This window comes from Paenibacillus artemisiicola (assembly GCF_017652985.1).
GTDB lineage: Bacteria > Bacillota > Bacilli > Paenibacillales > Paenibacillaceae > Paenibacillus_Z > Paenibacillus_Z artemisiicola.
Genome location: NZ_JAGGDJ010000004.1, coordinates 284,281 through 301,830 on the forward strand (window position 1 = coordinate 284,281; position 17,550 = coordinate 301,830).

General features: G+C 48.7%; 12 protein-coding genes. 4 read left to right on the forward strand and 8 right to left on the reverse strand.

What is annotated here, in order from left to right; translation table 11 throughout:
* Positions 1 to 119 precede the first annotated feature (119 nt).
* The 4 genes from I8J29_RS09735 (at position 120) to I8J29_RS09750 (ending at position 2,524) form a co-directional block, all read left to right on the forward strand.
* Positions 120 to 1,202, forward strand: a complete 1,083-nt coding sequence (locus I8J29_RS09735; protein WP_208847415.1) for a LacI family DNA-binding transcriptional regulator — start codon at positions 120 to 122, stop codon at positions 1,200 to 1,202.
* A gap of 63 nt (positions 1,203 to 1,265) precedes the next feature.
* Complete coding sequence (locus I8J29_RS34170; protein ID WP_208847416.1) at positions 1,266 to 1,715, forward strand: ThuA domain-containing protein; 450 nt, start codon at positions 1,266 to 1,268, stop codon at positions 1,713 to 1,715.
* A complete protein-coding gene (locus tag I8J29_RS34175; protein ID WP_208847417.1) occupies positions 1,631 to 2,035 on the forward strand; it encodes a ThuA domain-containing protein in 405 nt (134 codons plus the stop codon). The genes I8J29_RS34170 and I8J29_RS34175 overlap by 85 nt, the downstream gene beginning before the upstream one ends.
* Before the next feature lie 27 nt (positions 2,036 to 2,062).
* The gene (locus I8J29_RS09750) at positions 2,063 to 2,524 is read left to right on the forward strand and encodes a VOC family protein (RefSeq protein WP_208847418.1); all 462 of its coding nucleotides are present in this window, start codon (positions 2,063 to 2,065) and stop codon (positions 2,522 to 2,524) included.
* Positions 2,525 to 2,684: 160 nt separating this feature from the next.
* Here I8J29_RS09750 and I8J29_RS09755 read toward each other — a convergent pair whose 3' ends face one another.
* The 8 genes from I8J29_RS09755 to I8J29_RS09790 all read right to left on the reverse strand — a co-directional run bounded on the left by I8J29_RS09755 (position 2,685) and on the right by I8J29_RS09790 (position 17,541).
* The gene (locus I8J29_RS09755; protein WP_240546070.1) at positions 2,685 to 3,206 is read right to left on the reverse strand and encodes a GNAT family N-acetyltransferase; all 522 of its coding nucleotides are present in this window, start codon (positions 3,204 to 3,206) and stop codon (positions 2,685 to 2,687) included.
* Between the two features lie 51 nt (positions 3,207 to 3,257).
* Positions 3,258 to 4,001 (reverse strand): hypothetical protein, encoded by a 744-nt coding sequence (locus I8J29_RS09760; RefSeq protein ID WP_208847420.1) that lies wholly within the window; start codon positions 3,999 to 4,001, stop codon positions 3,258 to 3,260.
* Positions 3,998 to 4,720, reverse strand: a complete 723-nt coding sequence (locus I8J29_RS09765) for a hypothetical protein (RefSeq protein WP_208847421.1) — start codon at positions 4,718 to 4,720, stop codon at positions 3,998 to 4,000. Before I8J29_RS09765 ends, I8J29_RS09760 begins: the two co-directional genes overlap by 4 nt.
* A gap of 728 nt (positions 4,721 to 5,448) precedes the next feature.
* Positions 5,449 to 10,107 carry a DUF7402 domain-containing protein gene (locus tag I8J29_RS34445; protein WP_208847422.1) on the reverse strand — a complete coding sequence of 1,553 codons (4,659 nt, stop codon included), beginning with the start codon at positions 10,105 to 10,107 and terminating at the stop codon, positions 5,449 to 5,451.
* A 589-nt stretch (positions 10,108 to 10,696) separates the two neighbouring features.
* Positions 10,697 to 11,200 carry an AAA family ATPase gene (locus tag I8J29_RS09775; protein ID WP_208847423.1) on the reverse strand — a complete coding sequence of 168 codons (504 nt, stop codon included), beginning with the start codon at positions 11,198 to 11,200 and terminating at the stop codon, positions 10,697 to 10,699.
* A 729-nt stretch (positions 11,201 to 11,929) separates the two neighbouring features.
* Entirely contained in the window at positions 11,930 to 15,427 is a 3,498-nt protein-coding gene (locus I8J29_RS09780) for a hypothetical protein (protein ID WP_208847424.1), read from the reverse strand.
* A 255-nt stretch (positions 15,428 to 15,682) separates the two neighbouring features.
* A complete protein-coding gene (locus I8J29_RS09785; RefSeq protein WP_208847425.1) occupies positions 15,683 to 16,231 on the reverse strand; it encodes a HupE/UreJ family protein in 549 nt (182 codons plus the stop codon).
* Positions 16,232 to 16,266: 35 nt separating this feature from the next.
* Positions 16,267 to 17,541 carry a tetratricopeptide repeat protein gene (locus I8J29_RS09790; RefSeq protein ID WP_208847426.1) on the reverse strand — a complete coding sequence of 425 codons (1,275 nt, stop codon included), beginning with the start codon at positions 17,539 to 17,541 and terminating at the stop codon, positions 16,267 to 16,269.
* Positions 17,542 to 17,550 lie beyond the last annotated feature (9 nt).

Consider the following 17,550-nt stretch of genomic DNA (forward strand, 5'->3'; position numbering starts at 1 on the left):
GTTTTTCCCTGTTTCTAAACTTATCGTACACACAATATGACATCTTGGTACCGTTTACAATATCATAGGCCGGTGTTTCTGTATAGAATATTATATCGCTGGCAGAGAGGAATTTTTTCATGTCGGATGATCAGAAGAAGCTTACCATTTATAAAATCGCAGAGTTGAGCGGGGTGTCTGTTTCCACCATATCCCGCGTCATTAACAATAGTCCTTTTGTATCCGCAAAGACAAAGGCACGCGTTACTGACATCATTAACCAATACCACTTTTCGCCAAGCTCCGTGGCGCGTGCAATGACCAGTAACCAAACCCAGACGCTGGGAGTTATCATATCGGATATCACAAATCCATACTTTAGCGAACTGTATCTGGAGATCCAGCGCTACGCAGTCGATTTCGGGTATTCCATCCTTTTATGCAATACCTTTTATGGCGGATCTTCCCATGGCGTTTCCGATGCCATACCGGAAAACACCTATTTCCAGATGATGCTGGATAAAAAGGTGGATGGGGTATTGATTTTGGGGGGCGAAATCGACCGGGATACCATTTCCGATTCCTACAAAGAAGCCTTAAACCGTATGGGCGGTCAGATTCCGGTCGTGATTCTGGGACAGTCCGTTTCGGACTGCAGCTGTACCTTCGTGAACCGAAATTTAAGCGGCGGCATATCTGCCCTGATCCATCATCTACTGGCGCTGGGTCGCCGCAGGATAGGCTTTGTTGGAGGCGAGGAGGGGATTCGTGCTACCACAGCCAGACTGGCTGCCTTTAAGCAGACGTTGAAGAATTTGGCGATTTCCTTTGACCCTTCCCTGATCTCATTAAGTAATTATTACGCACCGGACGGCTATCGAGCCATGGCAAAACTACTGGAACGACCGGAAACGACCCCTACCGCAATTATTTGCATCAACGATGCAGTAGCGCAAGGTGCCATCCGGGCGATCGCTGATAAAGGACTGCGCGTACCGGAAGATATCTCTGTCGTCAGCTGCGATCAGTTTCCCTCAGGCGAATATAGCTGCCCCCGCCTGACATCGCTGGACCAGCAGAACAGTTACCTGGGACGCATGTCCATCATGACCTTGATAAGCGCGATCAATAACGATTCCGAATGTATCAACATTTCCCATGAGCCCCGTTTAATCATCCGGGAATCTTGTGGTGCCAGTCTAGGTTTGCAATTCAAACAATAGGCCCTGTGCAATTTTCGGCTGGCGCGGCTTTTAGACTACAAATACAGAAAGGGGATCTTCCTAATGAAACGAAAAATCCATGTCACCATATTTAACGAGCACAATCAGGACCGCAGCGAGCCCGTGAAATCAGTCTATCCCGACGGTATTCATGCTGCTATCGCCCAGGCGTTCCACGGCTATGATGATTTTAATGTGACGATCGCCACGCAGGATATGCCTTCCCATGGACTGTCCGAAGAAGTCCTGGCGGCTACCAATGTTCTTATCTGGTGGAGCCACATCGACAATGCTGCCTTTGATGACACGGTTGCAAGCCGGATCTGCTATCATGTCGTCAACCGCGGAATGGGTTTTATCGCCCTGCATTCCTCCATCTTTTCAAAACCATGGCAGCGAATGCTTGGTATTTATTATGATGCCGGCTTTTGGGGGCGCTTTCGTACCATGCCAAGGGCGAGAAGGAAAAAGTCTGGGTTATCAATCCCGGCCATCCCATCACCTATGGCATAAACGAATGCATCGAAATTCCTGCAGATGAAATGTACGGTGAACCGCAGCTGACTCCCGAGCCGGATCAGACCATCTTTCTGTCCTGGTGGGAGGGCGGCGATGTCTGCCGCAGCGGCAACATTTTTTACCGCGGAAGAGGGAAGCTGTTCCAGTTCACGCCTGGACATGAAACGTTTCCGGTCCTGTATCAGAAAGAAATCCATCAGGTACTGCGCAATGCCGCAAAATGGATGGCTCCGAGTCCCGATATGATTATTCCGACAACGGGTGGCGGACACCTGTGCGGCGATGCACGCGAAAATCTGGATCACAGGCTATAAAAATTAACTCATTCAAGAGATAGCTATATGACACGACTATATGAAAGGTATGGTGATAAAATTATGTATTCAAAGTTAAAACAAAAGGGTATCCATCACGTTTGTCTGCGCGTGCCTGATTTACATACTGCCGCAAACTTTTATCAAAATGCCTTTGATGCTGAACTGGTTGCAGAATGGGGTACAGAAGGGAAAGAGGATCATGCCTTTATTCTGGATCTGGGCACCGGTGATTTCTTAGAAATATTCGGAAGTCCCGAACCGTTTTCCCTTGGCAAATGGCAGCATGTTGCCATTTGGACCGATAATATGGAAGCCGCTTATGAAAGAGCGATTGCCAACGGCGCCACTGTCGGCACCAAGCCTGCCATCTCCCACATTCCTACCCGTTCCGGCCAGGTCGTTCATATGAAGTTTGGCTTTCTTCATGCGCCCGGCGGAGAAACCGTAGAGCTGATTCAGGATGTGGATGCAGATGCCCATATGTAAGCGAAGTAACTATGAACAACCGAAACGAACGGGGCACCCGGCACGTCCTACATCATATCATAATCAGATTTGTTAACGGAATCTGCCCGTTAGCATAACGACCGCAGATACAAGGCCGGCTGCCGTCGCCATAATTGAGCTATCGGCCCCGTTAGCTGAGTTATAACGTGACCTCTAATTGAATGTCCCGAATTTCTCGTTTATAAATAAACTCATTAATCTCTACCGCTTGCACACATCCCATCTTGCGATAAAAATGTTGAGTTTCCACTGATGGGTGCGCCCCAATATACAGTTTTTCCGCACCTAATAATTTTGCAACTTCTTTTGCCTTTAGAAAAAGCTGCTCACCCGCTTTTCGTCCTCGGACGGAACGGGTTACATGAAGAAAAGATAATTCCCGATAGATAGATTCACAGCCGAATGGCACAGCTTCAATAACAGCGAAACCAACCAAATCCGCCCCTTGTTTAGCAATTACAACAGCACCGCCATTCTTAATCGCATCTCTAAAATGCTCGACAATCTGCCGTTTCCTTTGTAAGGTCCAATTATCTTCGAACGAATCCTCGGTCTCGATCCATGTACCCTTATCATTGAAAAGCACCTTTGTTGTGATTTGAAAACGTTCAAATGAATCAAGCATCTCAGTGAATACCTCTTCAATTGGCAAAACTTCCATTGTAAACACGAATCCCCACTCCTACTATGCAAGTTGCAATAGTGCCTGCGCCTAACTTTTTGGCCTCTCCAAATCCGTCTCGTTCATGATCATTAAAAACTCCGTATCCTCATCGCCGCTTTTGGAGGAGCTGCCGAGCTGAGGTGCATCTTTGGCGTAGACGGGAAGATACCCGACATATATTGTGGATGGACGAGAATAAGACTGCGAGAACAGATTATCCATGATAGAAGCGGCAGGCGCCTCGCCTAGCTTCTCGTCCTCGCGCATAAAGTCTGCCCATTCCTCAGGAAACGGCATTGCTCCATACGGCTGCTCCGTTACATTGACGAGCATTTCCATTTGCACGCGCGGTACATAGTAATAGACTCCATTCGACATACCGGCATTTCGATCTCGAATAAGATAGAAGCGGAATGCTTTTACTTTCTCAAGCGGATTATTATTCCATACCACATAACGCTCGGATGGATCGGAATGATCGGTGACTCTTACTTCGGGCCTCCCGCTCATATCCACTCTAGCCACGCCCCACTTCCGCTTCTCCCATTTCAGGAACCCCATCCCGTAACTACCTTGACTAGATATAAATGGGATAAAAACTTGTTGTTCGGTCAGCTTAACATTGTTGAGCACGACTGCCGCGTCTGCTTCAGAGTCGTACTCGTTTAACTCCGCTTTAATTTCGTCCGCACTCGGAAGCGGCCCCGGTTTACCATCATAAGTACGAAAGAAGACGATCACCGCAGCCGCAATTATAACAATGACGACTATTAGCAGTCTTCTTCCTCTCATTCTCTTACCTCCATTCTTAACATCGGCTTCTCAGAACGGTAGTAGTAATACCGATCCTTTGTAGCGAGTAACAATCCCTTTCCATCAGCTTCCAAATAAGCCGAGGCATGGAGACCGCTCCCCCAGCGAGCTACTGCTCCGAGCAATGCATAAGGGAAACGTTCTTGCTGATACCGGGTACTATCCTCTAATTTTGATTCACGGTACCAGTCCAGCGTACCCGACAAATCGGACGCCTTTACCTCTGCCAACGAGCTCGTGAACAGCTCCTTCTCGAAGGTTGCCTTTCTTGCTGACGGATGAATGGCAAGAAGCTTCGCTTTCTCCAAATGGGCCAAGTAAGCGGAAGGGTCATTGCTTTTGTAGAAGGCGCCATGAATGAATCCAGCAAGCAGCGCTGTCACCAGAAGCAAGTAGTTTGCCGTGAAGCCAATCCAAGCAAATTTACGATAGTCCGTCCAGGACCGATTTCGTAAAAAGAAATACGCAACCCAGAGACCAAGCGGCAATAAGGCGATATTTACGCTTTGCCCGAATAAAGGGATTTTGAACGAAAAAGAAAAAAAGCCGGCGAGTGTCACGAGAAGTACCTTCCAGATAGGGCGCTTAGTCTCTTGCTTTTGGCGTTGGTGGATGACCAGACCGAGCACAACGAGCCAACCTAGCAATCCTGCAGCAGCAGCTACCGCATTCCAGGAATAATGCCAGCCTATTCGCATGCCATCACCTCGATTTCTCCAAATGTTGTCGTATAAAAATCAACCCTCCGATCGGACAGCTGATTGAAGGGCTGACCGCTGGAGCAGAAATCGCGTTCGGTTCGATTGCCCCGCGTTACGGGATTTAGGGTGTTCTCAGAAATTGCTATATAGCTATATACTTTTCCTTTGATTGGAAGTTGCGTCAAATGACTATTTTATGCAACCGGCATAGCGTACTCATTAACCATGATTTCCGTTGTGGTCGGCGCCCCGTACTGAGGCCGCCAGTATTTGAGCTATCGTTCCCCTTTAGCCAGGAAAAATTGAATAGATCCAATGCGCTTGTTGCATGTGATCTAAATGATGGGAAGAACTTTATCCTGTTCTAATTCACCATGAATCCTAGCAAAGTGACCAAGACAATTGGTCGCTGCCCCTCTCACGTTTGGATATTGGTCGGCACTGTGGTGAATACAAATAGCCAGTGCCTCTCTCCAATCGTCATTATGAACAGCGTAACGAAAAAACGGAGCAGCTGCCCGCGGCCAACTGCTCCAAACTTAAACTATCGTTCCCATAAGTTATTACTCTTAACCAGGCATCCAATCTTCGTAATTGCTGTTGTCTTCCGGTACGGACACCACGATCGCCGGCGCAATCGAATACGGATCGAAGCCGACGGTCTTAGCAGCTTCCCAAGTTACCTGCCTGGTCCGTTGAACGCTAGCTGACGGCATTCCCGTCCGTCATCCCTTGTCAAGGGCAGCGTCATCGACAATCTTAAGTTCTGATAAGCCGACATTGAGGCCGCTTCCGCCGGATACTTGGAATTTCACCCACGTTATATCCTTGCTCGGGAACGTCACGGAATACGGGCTTCCATTGTTTGGAATACCCGTAACGGCCAATGTACTTCCATCGCTGAACGTGAGCGTTCCGCCAGGTGCCCAGTCCAAATTATTCGTTCTGTCGAAGAAGGTGATCTTATTGACTGTCTGGCTGCTGCTCCAATCCAGCTGCAGCCACGGATTCAGTTCTCCCTGCGAGGCCCATTCGCCGCTGTCATGAACGCCGGTGATGCCGTCTATGGCTTTGGATGCCGCATAGTTGCCGCTAAAGGCGGACGATGCCGTCGCCGTTGCCGTTCTTGCGAGATTGTTGATGACCGTAATGTTGCTGACAGCCTTATGGCTCCCATCTTCCGTCGTCACGGTAATGACCGCGCTGCCTGCAGCGAGGCTCCGTACGACGCCGTTCTCGACCGTTGCGACGCCAGGGTTGCTGGAACTCCAGGTTATATTCTGATTCGTCGCATTGCTCGGCGCAATCGTAGGCGTCAAGTCCAAGATCGTATTCGTATCCATTTCGGCCGAACTTGGGCTTAGGCTAATGCCCGTTACCTGGAGGACCGGCGAATCCGTCGTAAACACTTCCATTTCTGAAAGTCCGACATTGGATCCGGTACCCCCGACCGCCTGAAAGGTGACCGAAGTGACTTTTTTGGGAGCGAAAAAGATCACTTTCCCTCCGTCATCCTGCGGTATCCCAGTAATCCCCGTCATGCTTGTGCCGTCGCTGAAGGCCAGCGTACCGCCATTTACATTATCCGTCGTATTGGCCCGATCATAGAGTACGATTCGGTTGATCGTGACGGCGGATGGCCATGTGAGCTGTATCCGTGGGTTTTGCTCATTCAGAGATGCCCATTCGCCGGTATCCCCTACCAGGCCATCCGTCACCGCAGTAGCCGGGTAGCGGGCGCTTAACTGAGAAGATGCCGTTACGGCAGCATCAGGAGCAATATTTCCGGGCGTTTGCCAGCCTTTGGCCGTTGTAGCATCGACCGCATGACTCGAAGTCGAGAGGTTGCCCGCCTGATCATAGGCCTTAACGGTATAACGATAAGTCATGCCGGGCAAGACGGTTATATCCAGATAACTGTTTAGCGTTGCCGGAACATCCGCAAGCTGGACGCCATCCCGATATACGTTATACCCTTTAACCAGAAGATTGTCCGTTGACGGAGCCCATGAAATGGACGCCCTGTTTCCAAACGCATAATTAAGGCTTAGATTTGAAGGCGCCGTAGGAGCTGAATTATCACGGTTCGTTCCGCTAGCTGCAGTTGCGGCTTCGGATGGCGCCCCCTTCAAACCTCCCCGGACGGCTCGAACCTTATAGTAATACGTTTGGGTCAGCCCATCGACCACTTGTTTGTCATAGTAACGGTTCACCGATGTCGTTCCCATGTAATTGCCTGAACCCGGTTTGAAGTTTTTGTTCGTACTTCTAAACACCTCGTAGGCGGCGAGTTTGGTATCGGATAGATCCCTCCAAGACACGAGCGTACCCGAGGCATCCTTCGTTGCCGTAACCCCTGTCACCTGGGCCGGTGCCGTACCGTACTTAAGCCGGATGGTATAATAACCGTATCCGTTGATCGTAAACGTCACTTTACCGCGAGTAAGCGCCATCGCGCCCCTGTCATTTTCCAGAAGATCGGTTCTCGTGACGGACGAGGGGTTGAAATAGGACAGGTCGACGGTTACTTTCGTGTCGACTCCCGTGGTTTCATTGAATCGCAGAATCGTTCCCTCTCCGTTGGCTTCCGCGGGTTTGGCTGTCGTCATCACGACATTGTCGACGCTGACTTTTACGAATTGGCCTTTTGTTTCATGGAGTCCGGCCCCGGCCTGTGCACCGGCGATTACTTTCGCTTGCAGCGGAGTCGTCGATTGCCAGCCGTATTGATCCGCTCTCCCTGCTTGCCAGTTCTTCCCTGCGTGGGACATTAGCGTATACTTGAAGGTTGTCGGACCCGGTTGCGATTGAATGAAATTGGTACTCCATTTGTTACCGTACACATAGCTAAATATCCAAGGTTTCGGCGTATTGTAATCGACATCGTACAAGCCCGATCTTCTGCTGCCGTACTCCACGACCGGCGCGGATTGCGGGAATAGCGTAATCCCGTAATTGCCTGACGGATTCGAAGCGTCGATCCACCTATGGACGGTGCGATAATCGGTGCTCGATGCATAGTACTGTTCATTTTTCGGATTGTTGATATTAGGATCCACATACGGCCTGAAATCGCCTGAGGGCATCTCGGAACGCAGCGTGAAATCGGGCACGTTCAACGGGAAAGTAAAGAAACCTTCCTCGTCCTCGGTAACTCTATACGACCCGGGCGCGTCAATCTTATTCACGACATTGACGATATCGATTTTTGGCAAAGCATCATACAGGATGACGTTTCTTTGAATCCCGGCTGTCCCATCGCTAAAGCCCGTGGAAGTCATCTGTCCCTGCAGGGCACCGACATCAATCGAGACGGATGCTCCGTAGACCGTGCTTTCCGATTTAAGGGTATGGAAGTCGAGAACGCTCTTATCATAGACGAATTCATTCATTTTGTACGGCGATGTAGGGTCCACCATTTCGGCATTCCCATGCTGCTTGTCAATAATGCTTGAGATTTCCCCTTGTTTGCCGAAAGTAACCTTGAAATACCGGTTTTCCAGCGTATGATCGCTTTTCTTTAACGATGTCGGAAATGTAGGATCATTCGCTCTTGCCGTTACCAGAAAGGTCTTATAACCGAGACCGGGCACGTTCGGCGCAACAAACGCTACGGTCCCATCGCTTAATTTGTCGTATTTCAATCGCGTTGACGTCTCGGTATCCGTGATATCGAAGTGTGCGGGCAGATCGGAGAGGTTGACTTTGACCAGATCCGATCTCGTCCAAGACAACGAATTGAAGACGGAAATGGTCTTGCCTGTCGTAGGAATCAGCGTGCTTAAACTGGCCAAGGAATCGTTCATGATCCTGTCCGAGAGGTTCTTGGCCGTTATGGCGTTATTTCTTTTCCAAATGTGGGTATCATCCACCGCGGAGTCCGAGCTCCCGAAGGTATGCTCGTCGTATAAATTCAAGTTATTATAGGCGTTCCACACGTCTTGGTAAGGATATCTGAAATTCGGGCTGGCCTGATTGGCGAAGGTCGCGAACGTCTCCGCTGCCGGCACATTGTCTTGCGCATCCCTTTGGACGCTTTCGCTGTAAGCATCCGAAGGTATGCCATAGTTCCAATAGTTCTCATAATTTCCTTTGAAGACGGGAATCGATGGACTGAAGTTCGCATCGACGTATTGATAAAAATCCTTCACATTGGAATCGACGAACTTCGGAAAAGCATACGGTCTCCCTGCTGAATCTACCCTGGCATTCATTTCTTTGATCCGATCTTTGACCGATGACAGGAGCGGGCCGTTATCCAACCATGGCGTATTTTTTTCCAACACCGCGTCTCCGACATAGGTCGAGGACTGAAACACATTCATTAACGTATCGCTTACCGCCTGGGTCGTATCCGCGATCGTCGTCGGAGTTGCATTATTTACTCCGGTACCTAGAAATTTCATTTGGTTCTGATTGTACAAAGCGCCTTGGTAGATGAGCACTTTGTTATTCGGTTTCCTGCCTTGGGCATAAAAAATGCGGGGGTACTCCTCGAGCATGACTTTCGGCGTGCCGGCATAGATGTTGAAGCCCAAGAACATATATTTGATGCCCATGTCTGCCATGACGTCGACATTGGACCACGAGAAGCTCGGATTATCATCCATGATCGCCACGCCGCTTGACTCCGTCCCGAGCTTGTCTTTCAGGTGCCGTTCCGAAAAGTAGTAATATCGGATGAGCTCCTCCGTGCTCATGGCCTCGAAGGACGTGTTCACGTAACTTGCCGGATATTGAAGCCGGTCGTGTTTTATATTCGTTTTCAGGGTTTCGATTTGGTCGGCGGTTCGGCTGTTTAACGACCCAAACAGCCTGATGGATTGCTCCATCGGATACCTGAACTGATCATGCTTCGCCCAACTGTCCGTCTGGGCGATATACGTATTCGCATCGTCCGTTTCTTGAGGCCATGTCGAATTGATCAGCGTCTCGGGATAATCCGTATAGCCAATATCCGTGTGCGAATCGTGGGCGACGTATACGGTCCAGTGACGGATTTTTTTCTGTGATACCGTTGTCGATTCGCGGGCAGTATCTGCTCCGGAATCATTGTCGTACACCTCGAAGGTTACGTGATCGCCATCGTTCATAAGTTCAACGACGTGAACCGTTACTGTATTGGAGCCGTTGTCGAGGGTACCTATCGGTTCCATGTACGGAGGTTGACCGTCGGCGGCGATTTTAACCCACGCGTTGTAGGCAGAGCCCGAATTATGAATCGTCAGCTTGGTTTCTGATTTATACGTCCCGGAATCCTCAATAATATACGGGGTTTGCGAAACGGTAATCGTCGACGCAGCCTGCACCTTTTTCAACTCAAAACTACTCACACTAGAAAACATAACAGCAATGATTAAGAGTTGGAGCCATACTTTTCTCACTACCTTACTCGCCTCCTAATGGAAGATTTCGGTTCGCGAACCGTGCTGCCGGCTTGATAAAGCTTCAAACACCTCCTTATAGGCTGGATATAACTTCCATGCCGAGTATATCCTGTTATGCGCAATAAGGGTAGCACGCACTTTGTTCTTACATAGTGCCTAAAAGTATACTAAGCGTTTTTCCCGGCATCCTTCGAAAGCCGCTGATCTACGGGCAGCAGCACCGGGAAAGGCTCGTGCGGCTCTGCTTGATACCAACAAGCGGTAGAGTCTGTAGGGGTCCCAAGCCGCTTCGTTGCCGACCTGCGGGGAGAAGCGGCCTCCGGGGCCGCCGCAGGTTCGTCCGCCGGCTCGCGCCGCCATTGCTGCAAGCGGCCGTGGTAATCGTCAACGCAAATGCCAAAATAAGCTGATATTGCTTTCAAAGTTCGGAAAAGCCCCTCCATAAAAAATGTTTCGGAATTCTATCACTAATTTCATGTTACGGCTTCCTTGGTACCCTCCGAACGAATTAAAACGCAAAAAAACCTCCGCTTCGCTGCGGAGGAACGCTGAGCTTCCGGCTGTATCGTTTATCTTTCCAGTGTTGCTACGGTAGGTAGGCAATAATGTCATCTGCGACTTTCGTTAGCGGTTGAGTAGCATCAATCGGTATCGCACCATCTTCTTCGATTGTACGACGTTGGAAGCCTTCAAATGTCCGTAAGATTTCTTTTAATTCCTCGGGATGCATTCCGTAATCGCCGGCACTGCGGTTTTGAAGGCGATAGGTGAGGGTTTCCGCATCTATGGTCAGCATAAATATTTTTCTGAATACCGGATAAAAGTTTTGCTGATTAGAGGTGGCGCCGGTAATAAATACATCTCTGGGGTTGTTAAGTAGTTCTCTTAGTCGATTACGGTCCCAAACCCAATCTGTTTCAGCGTACTGATCCAACATTTCGGTTATTGGTCGCCCTGTTGAACGGTCTGCGTGATACGTGAGTCCAGGGGTCCTGTCCCCATCATAGGCGATGTACCCCCGCTTATGGAGCTCTATCGCTAGGGTAGATTTCCCCGTACCTGCTTCACCGGTTATAAGATAAGCGGACATCTGAACACTCCTTTCAATGATAAAAAGTTGGCGTAATGAAGGCAGCTCGTGGAGCAGCTGCCGCTGGCATTAGTTTAACCAAAGGCAGCCTCCTCCAAATGCATCCATCTTAGTTACCCTTTTAAGGAAGCAGACTTACTTGGCCTTACACGTCTCTAAAGAACATCACCTTTCTCCTCCAGTCATCTGGTGTACGCATGAAGTACCTCAAGGAGTTGCATACTTGCTCGGATTACTAAAAAAATCATCATAATTGTATCGGCCAATGAGAGTAAAACTTGTCTTCTCATCATCGAACTCAAGCACGAATACTTCTCCATGGAGGCCTGACGTAGTACGATTATCCACGATTGCGATTCTATTATCGCTCAGTTGGACGACTGCTTCACCTGGAGCAGGGGACTGTGGAGCGTTAAAGCTAAATTGCGGTACTGGCTTAAACGCAATAATTATTAGGCAGATGAAGATCCCGAATAAGCTATACGTCTTGGTTTTATCAGCCACGCTTATCACCTCTAAACGTTAAACGCCGGAATGCCCAGGAAGTTCCATAATTCCATAAATTGAAGCGAAAAGGAATCGTAAACGCGCCTTGACCAAAATAAAAAGCCCTGAGTGTACCCTCAGAGCCTCATTGCGATTTATTTTGGAGCAACACGAGCATACCAAGATCCTCGACCATCTAGGGAAAGAAGTAGTTTAATTGACTCTCCGAGGAATTCATTGCGTTTAAGCGGCTTCACGCAGGAAAACGCGATCTGCAGCTGTGCCGGAAGTAACGGCATCATCGATCGAGAACGGCAAGATCGTGGTTTTTGTTCCATCGGCTGAAATCACTTGAAGACGATAATCGGCTGTAATCGCTTCGGTTGAATCAACCGCGCGATCACTGCCATCGACAACCGAAATCGTTTGGACGCCAGCGAGCGATATAATCTCGTCTAGAACATTTCCAACCGTAGTTCCGGCTTTAATATCGATCGCATGGCCTGAAATGGCGTTAATATGCGTGCTTGTATAGGCGATATCCACGGCTTGGTCAGCGACAACGCTCGGGAAAACGTAGGATTGCGATAAATTATCTGGCTTGGAACTATCAAAAGCGGTACTGCCGTTTGCGTCGGGATACACGATCGGCGTTTGGGTTGGATATTGTTTATTGAACGTTGTAATCGCGACATTGCTGAAATGGTAGCTTGAGGTCCCTCTAACTTGTACGGCGCTGCCGATTAACCCGCCTTGCAGAATCGTGAGGTTCCTTAAATCAACGTCCGTTCCGTTATCCACGACAATCGCATATCGGTCATTTCTTAATGAGTCTTCATACTTGATGGCACTGTCTTGAATCGTGACATGATCGACATATTTCAGGAGTATGCCATAGGCAGGGAATGAACTCGCGTTCGAATAGGACGATGTTCGATAGTTCCCCCCGTTTTTAGCTTCGGCGATCACTTCCGTCGTGTTGGATAGAACGGGCTTGGAAGCAGGTTTGGCCGGATTATAGGACGCCGTGAGATCAAGGTTCTTAATCGTGATATTGCGAACGGGATACGTTTCTCCATCTACGATGGTTCCAACCGATCCAACGTCGACTTGGCCCGCGGCTCCGGTGCTTGGAAAACGTTTATAGCCTTGAATCACGATCGGGAACGCTCCGTCTCCTCCGGCGTTCTTGGATAACACCGCCCCATCGACCGTTACGTTGGAAATCGAACCCGGTCTTCGTATTCCAAGCGGCAGCCTCGCTGTTTGAAGACTTCCGTCCTCGTCAAATCCGGCACCTTCAAAACGAGGTGATACGCCGAAAGCAATGCCCCCGGATGTGTTTTCCAAACGCAAATCCGAAAAGGTGACGTTGCTTACGTTTGAACCGTCGTTGACCCAGATGGCCACGCCGGTCTTGTTGGCATTTGTGGTTAGCGATAAATTTTTGGCGGTGATATTCGCCATATCCCCAACTGTTTCCGAGCCTAACTGGAACACGTTTCCGCCTGCGATGTCGCCGGCAACGATTTTTTCGATCGCGATATTAGAAACGTGTCTAATAAATCCTAACGAAAAATCGCTGCCTAATTTGGCGACGTCATTACTGGACTTCAGCGTCGTCACGTTATAAGCGGATGCGTCGTTATCTTGCATAAAGTTGAAGGTGTCTCTTTGACGACCGGAAGTAGAGTCAGGCAGTACGATATTTTGAACCCGAATGTTATCGCAGCCGGTGGTTAGTATCGAGAACCAGCCGCCTTGTTCAATGGTTAACCCATGCTCCTCATCCGCTCCGCCGACCACGATATCTTTCGACAGTTTGAACGAAATGGTTTTCGTTCCGTTACCGGGAACGTAAGGATCGCTATAGCCCGTATATAAATTCATATTGCCGTAAATTTTGGCCGAATTTCCGATAATCTTAATGTTCTCTACGCGAACGCCCCACATAAGCGCGTCTTCCCAGTAACCATGACCGTCGTCCTGCCCCAAAGCGAAAGGATAATTTAAAGGGGCTTCTCTGGCGTCGATCTTGTCCAAGGCGGTCAGCTGAGCGTTCTTGTCAAAATATAAATAGACGTTGCTTCTTAAATGGATGCTGTTCGAAGCAAAATTCGAGTCTCCTCGGAAATAAACCGTTCCGCCGCCATTTTTGCTTGCCGCGACAATCGCTGCATTTATGGCGGCAGCATTATCCGTTCCGGTATAGTGAACAATGTCGCCCGCGCTCTCCGATACGGTTGCGTCGGCCACGGCACCAAAGTTCGTGACATCGTATTTACCTGAATAATAGCTTACCCTGTTGGAGCTTCCATCGGAGTTAACCAGTTTAAAGGAATAGTTGGTCTCCGGCAGCAGGTTCGACAGGATGGCTTGTTGCGATTTGAATTCTGTTCCCGTATTCACCCAAGTTAACCCTTTGTCTAAACTTGCATAGACACTTGCTTGCTTATGGATGGAATCGGCTTCCAGCACGACCGTTGTCGGGGTGTTATAGGAGACGTCGGCAGCTTTTCTGACTAGATGGGTTACAGTCGATGCGACATCGAAGTTTGCCGTTCCCGTTTCCGTATAATCCGCTTCGCGAGGCGTTCCCGAATAAGCCTTGCCGCTAAAAGTCGCGCGGAACGTTCCGCCTCGGTTCGGAATTCGTTTGTTTTTCAGAACAAGCGTAACGTCAACGCCATTGTATGCGCTAAAATCCGTGTCCTTGATGGAAACCGTTTTTCCGCCGTCCGTGATGGCCACTTTTGTTCGTAAATCCTCATTCGAATTTAGATCTCTAACCCAGTTTCTTCCCGAATGGTTATAATCTTTTGCAGAAGCGATAGCCGCATCATTGAGCTGCACGAAACCACGTCCGATTAAATCGAACGTATCCGTTGAGGAAGCCGTTATGCCATCCGGCAAATGAAAGGTTAGCGTTCCGTATAAATATTTTCTTTCCGGCGTGGTTTTATTAATGGAATATTCTAATCGTATATCTTGCGTTTGCCCGGCCGTATATGTCTGCAGGTCGGCTTTCAACGTGGATAGTTGGATCGTAAACGTTTTGGACGTACCATTTTCCGCAACGACGGTTAATTTGTCGTTCGTGACGATTTCATCAGCCGGCTTTTTTTCGGTCCCCGAACGATCCGTAACCGAATAACGTTGAATCGAAGGGTCGGTGGAGTCAATTTCGGCAAGCAAGTGTTCAACATGGGATTGAGGGAGCATATCAATCGTGCGATGCGCGTTGTCGATGTTCGATAGGTGAATGGCGTTATTCAGCGCTCTAAGATCGGTGTTGGAAGAACTTAGCGGCTTGAAGGCAACCTTTTTCAGCGATATCGAAGCATGGCGAATTTGCAGCGTGTAGGATTTTGCACGGTCAACCGCCGGCAAATTCGTAATCGAATACGCGATCCCGTCTATGCCTTGGAGTACGCTGATTTTGGCATCGGACAAATCGATATTGTCGTCTCCGTCACTGATCGAAATATATGGCGGCACACTGCCGCTTGTCAGATTCAATAGATCGTTCGTTGATGAAGTCTTAAACGAAAACGTGTCCGACGCTCTTACGTTAGATGAAAATCCCAATGGCGTTATCTTCTTGGACTGTCCGTGATTATCCTGCTTCACCGGTTTCAAGCTGTCGCCAGGTTGCGGATTAGACGCAGCCCATGCACCGTTAGCGAGACTAAACAACATCGTTAGCGCAATGATCGTGGATATAAACAGCTTATTTTTCAACTTTACTCACGCTTCCTTCTATTCATTTGCATGCAGTACTAGAATAATTCAGTTTTGTTTATGATTGTTCATTAAGAAGTAATGAAAACGTAAATTTGCCCTTCTCATCCATAATTGAGCACAAATGCCTAGGAAGGCAGCCATGCCGCGCGCCTAGGAGACGCATAAAACCGAACCCGAACGTCTACTATCTACAGAAAAGCTGCCGGGCTTTAGCCGGCAGCTTTTCAAGCTTGACGAATGATAGGCAGCTGTTTAGAAGAAGATCCTTTCGGTTAACCACAAGCCGCCTAATACAAAAGCGATCGCCGAACAGATATTGACGACTCGGACTGAAAACTTCCATTTATGAATCACGAAGAGCAGCGGCAGCAGGACGGCGAGAATCCCCAACTGCGCAACCTCGATCCCTAAATTGAAACTAAAAATATTAAAGGCCAGATAGTTTCGGGCCAAATCCATGCCTTTCAACAAATCGGCGAACCCCATTCCGTGGATCAAACCGAATACAAACGTAATCATCCAGCGTCTCTTCACGTCTTTTCTGAATATATTTTCAATGGCAACATAGCAAATGCTAAGCGCAATCGCCGGTTCAACGATACTAGCCGGTACATTGATAATGTCGAGCACCGTCAAGGTCAAGGTTAAGCAGTGCGCAATGGTAAAGGCCGTAATCACCGCGGCATATTGTTTAATCGTTTGCCTTGCGATCAACAGCGAAAAAATAAACAATAAGTGGTCATAACCGGTTAAAATATGTTCCACGCCTAATCTGAAGAACGAAATAAATGCGGAAATCATGGCTGCGAATCCCTCCTAAAATGTGAAAAGCTCCGTCATTTCGCTTTACGTTTTGAATAACCAAAGCTATACATTATATAGATGAATAAACTTGCAATAGCCGAGCTCCACAATAAGATGACGAACGTGGACGTCAAAGGATCTCGATCTGCCTCTATTGCAGTGTTTAGGATGATCTTCCTACCGCTGTAAACCGTCAGGTAATATGCCATGAACGAAGCAGCCGCCATATGCAAAACGCTCACCGAGATGAAAACCGATCTGCCGGTTACGCGCGACAGCGGAGCAAGAAGCTTGATCACGAGTATGGAAAAGATCGATAAGCCCAACAGCCATAAGAAAAACCGCGGGTCCGCTTCCGGCTCCTCTCTGACCTTCAGGATAAGAATAGGGACGAGCGAAACCAGGGCAAGCAGGAAAATAGGCTTGGCAAGTCGCTCGAAGTACGGGCTTCCGCGGAAATCCCACCGAAATTTGGACGGAATCAGCAAGAGGACGACGGCTAGATAATAACCAAGACAACCCATAAAGCCAACCGCCATGTTCCTGTGATTGATGATCTCGTTTTTTTTCACGGCAACATTAAACCGTTCTTCCGGATTCGCCAGCGTCATTGCCTGATCCAGAGCCCTAATGGCCTTAGTATAATGATGCTGCTTCACGAGAATGTCGGCATATAAACGCAGGGCCAAAGCTTGGTCCGCAGGGTCAGTCATCCCGGCCTTGCCAAAGCTGTTGATATCGTTCTCCACATGCTCGCTAGCGGCTTGATAGTCGGCAGCTTCAAAATATTGATTAGCCAAGTAGAGATGCATTTCGGGCGCAATCAATGCGTTTTCATTCTTGGAAAGAATGGCTTCCACTTTCGCCAGCTTGTCTTGATCGGAACGCTTGTCCTCTTCCAACTGAACGCTTCTAAAATCCCGCAAAGCCGGCCATTCAGAGCGCCTCTCCTCGAGATACGTCATTCTGTCCCGAAAGTCAGTGGCGAACGTACCGTTCGGGAAACGGTCAAGATACGTCTGATACAAGGTCAATGCCTGCTCAAAATCAAATAGGTAATCATCGTAGATATGGGTTAATTGCTTGTACACGATCTCATCCTTCAGGTCCGGCTCCTTGGCCAACAGCTCTTCCAGAATCAGCGCCGCCTGCTCATAATTTTTAGCGGCAACGAATTGGTTGGCTTTCGTACGATAAGCTTGTACATCGGCCTCGGAACTGCCAAAAGCCGTGCACGTACCGAAAAGCATCATGAAGACCGCACCTATGACGAAAGCAAAGAAATAAGGCGTTTTATTCTTTTTCATGGCGTTCGC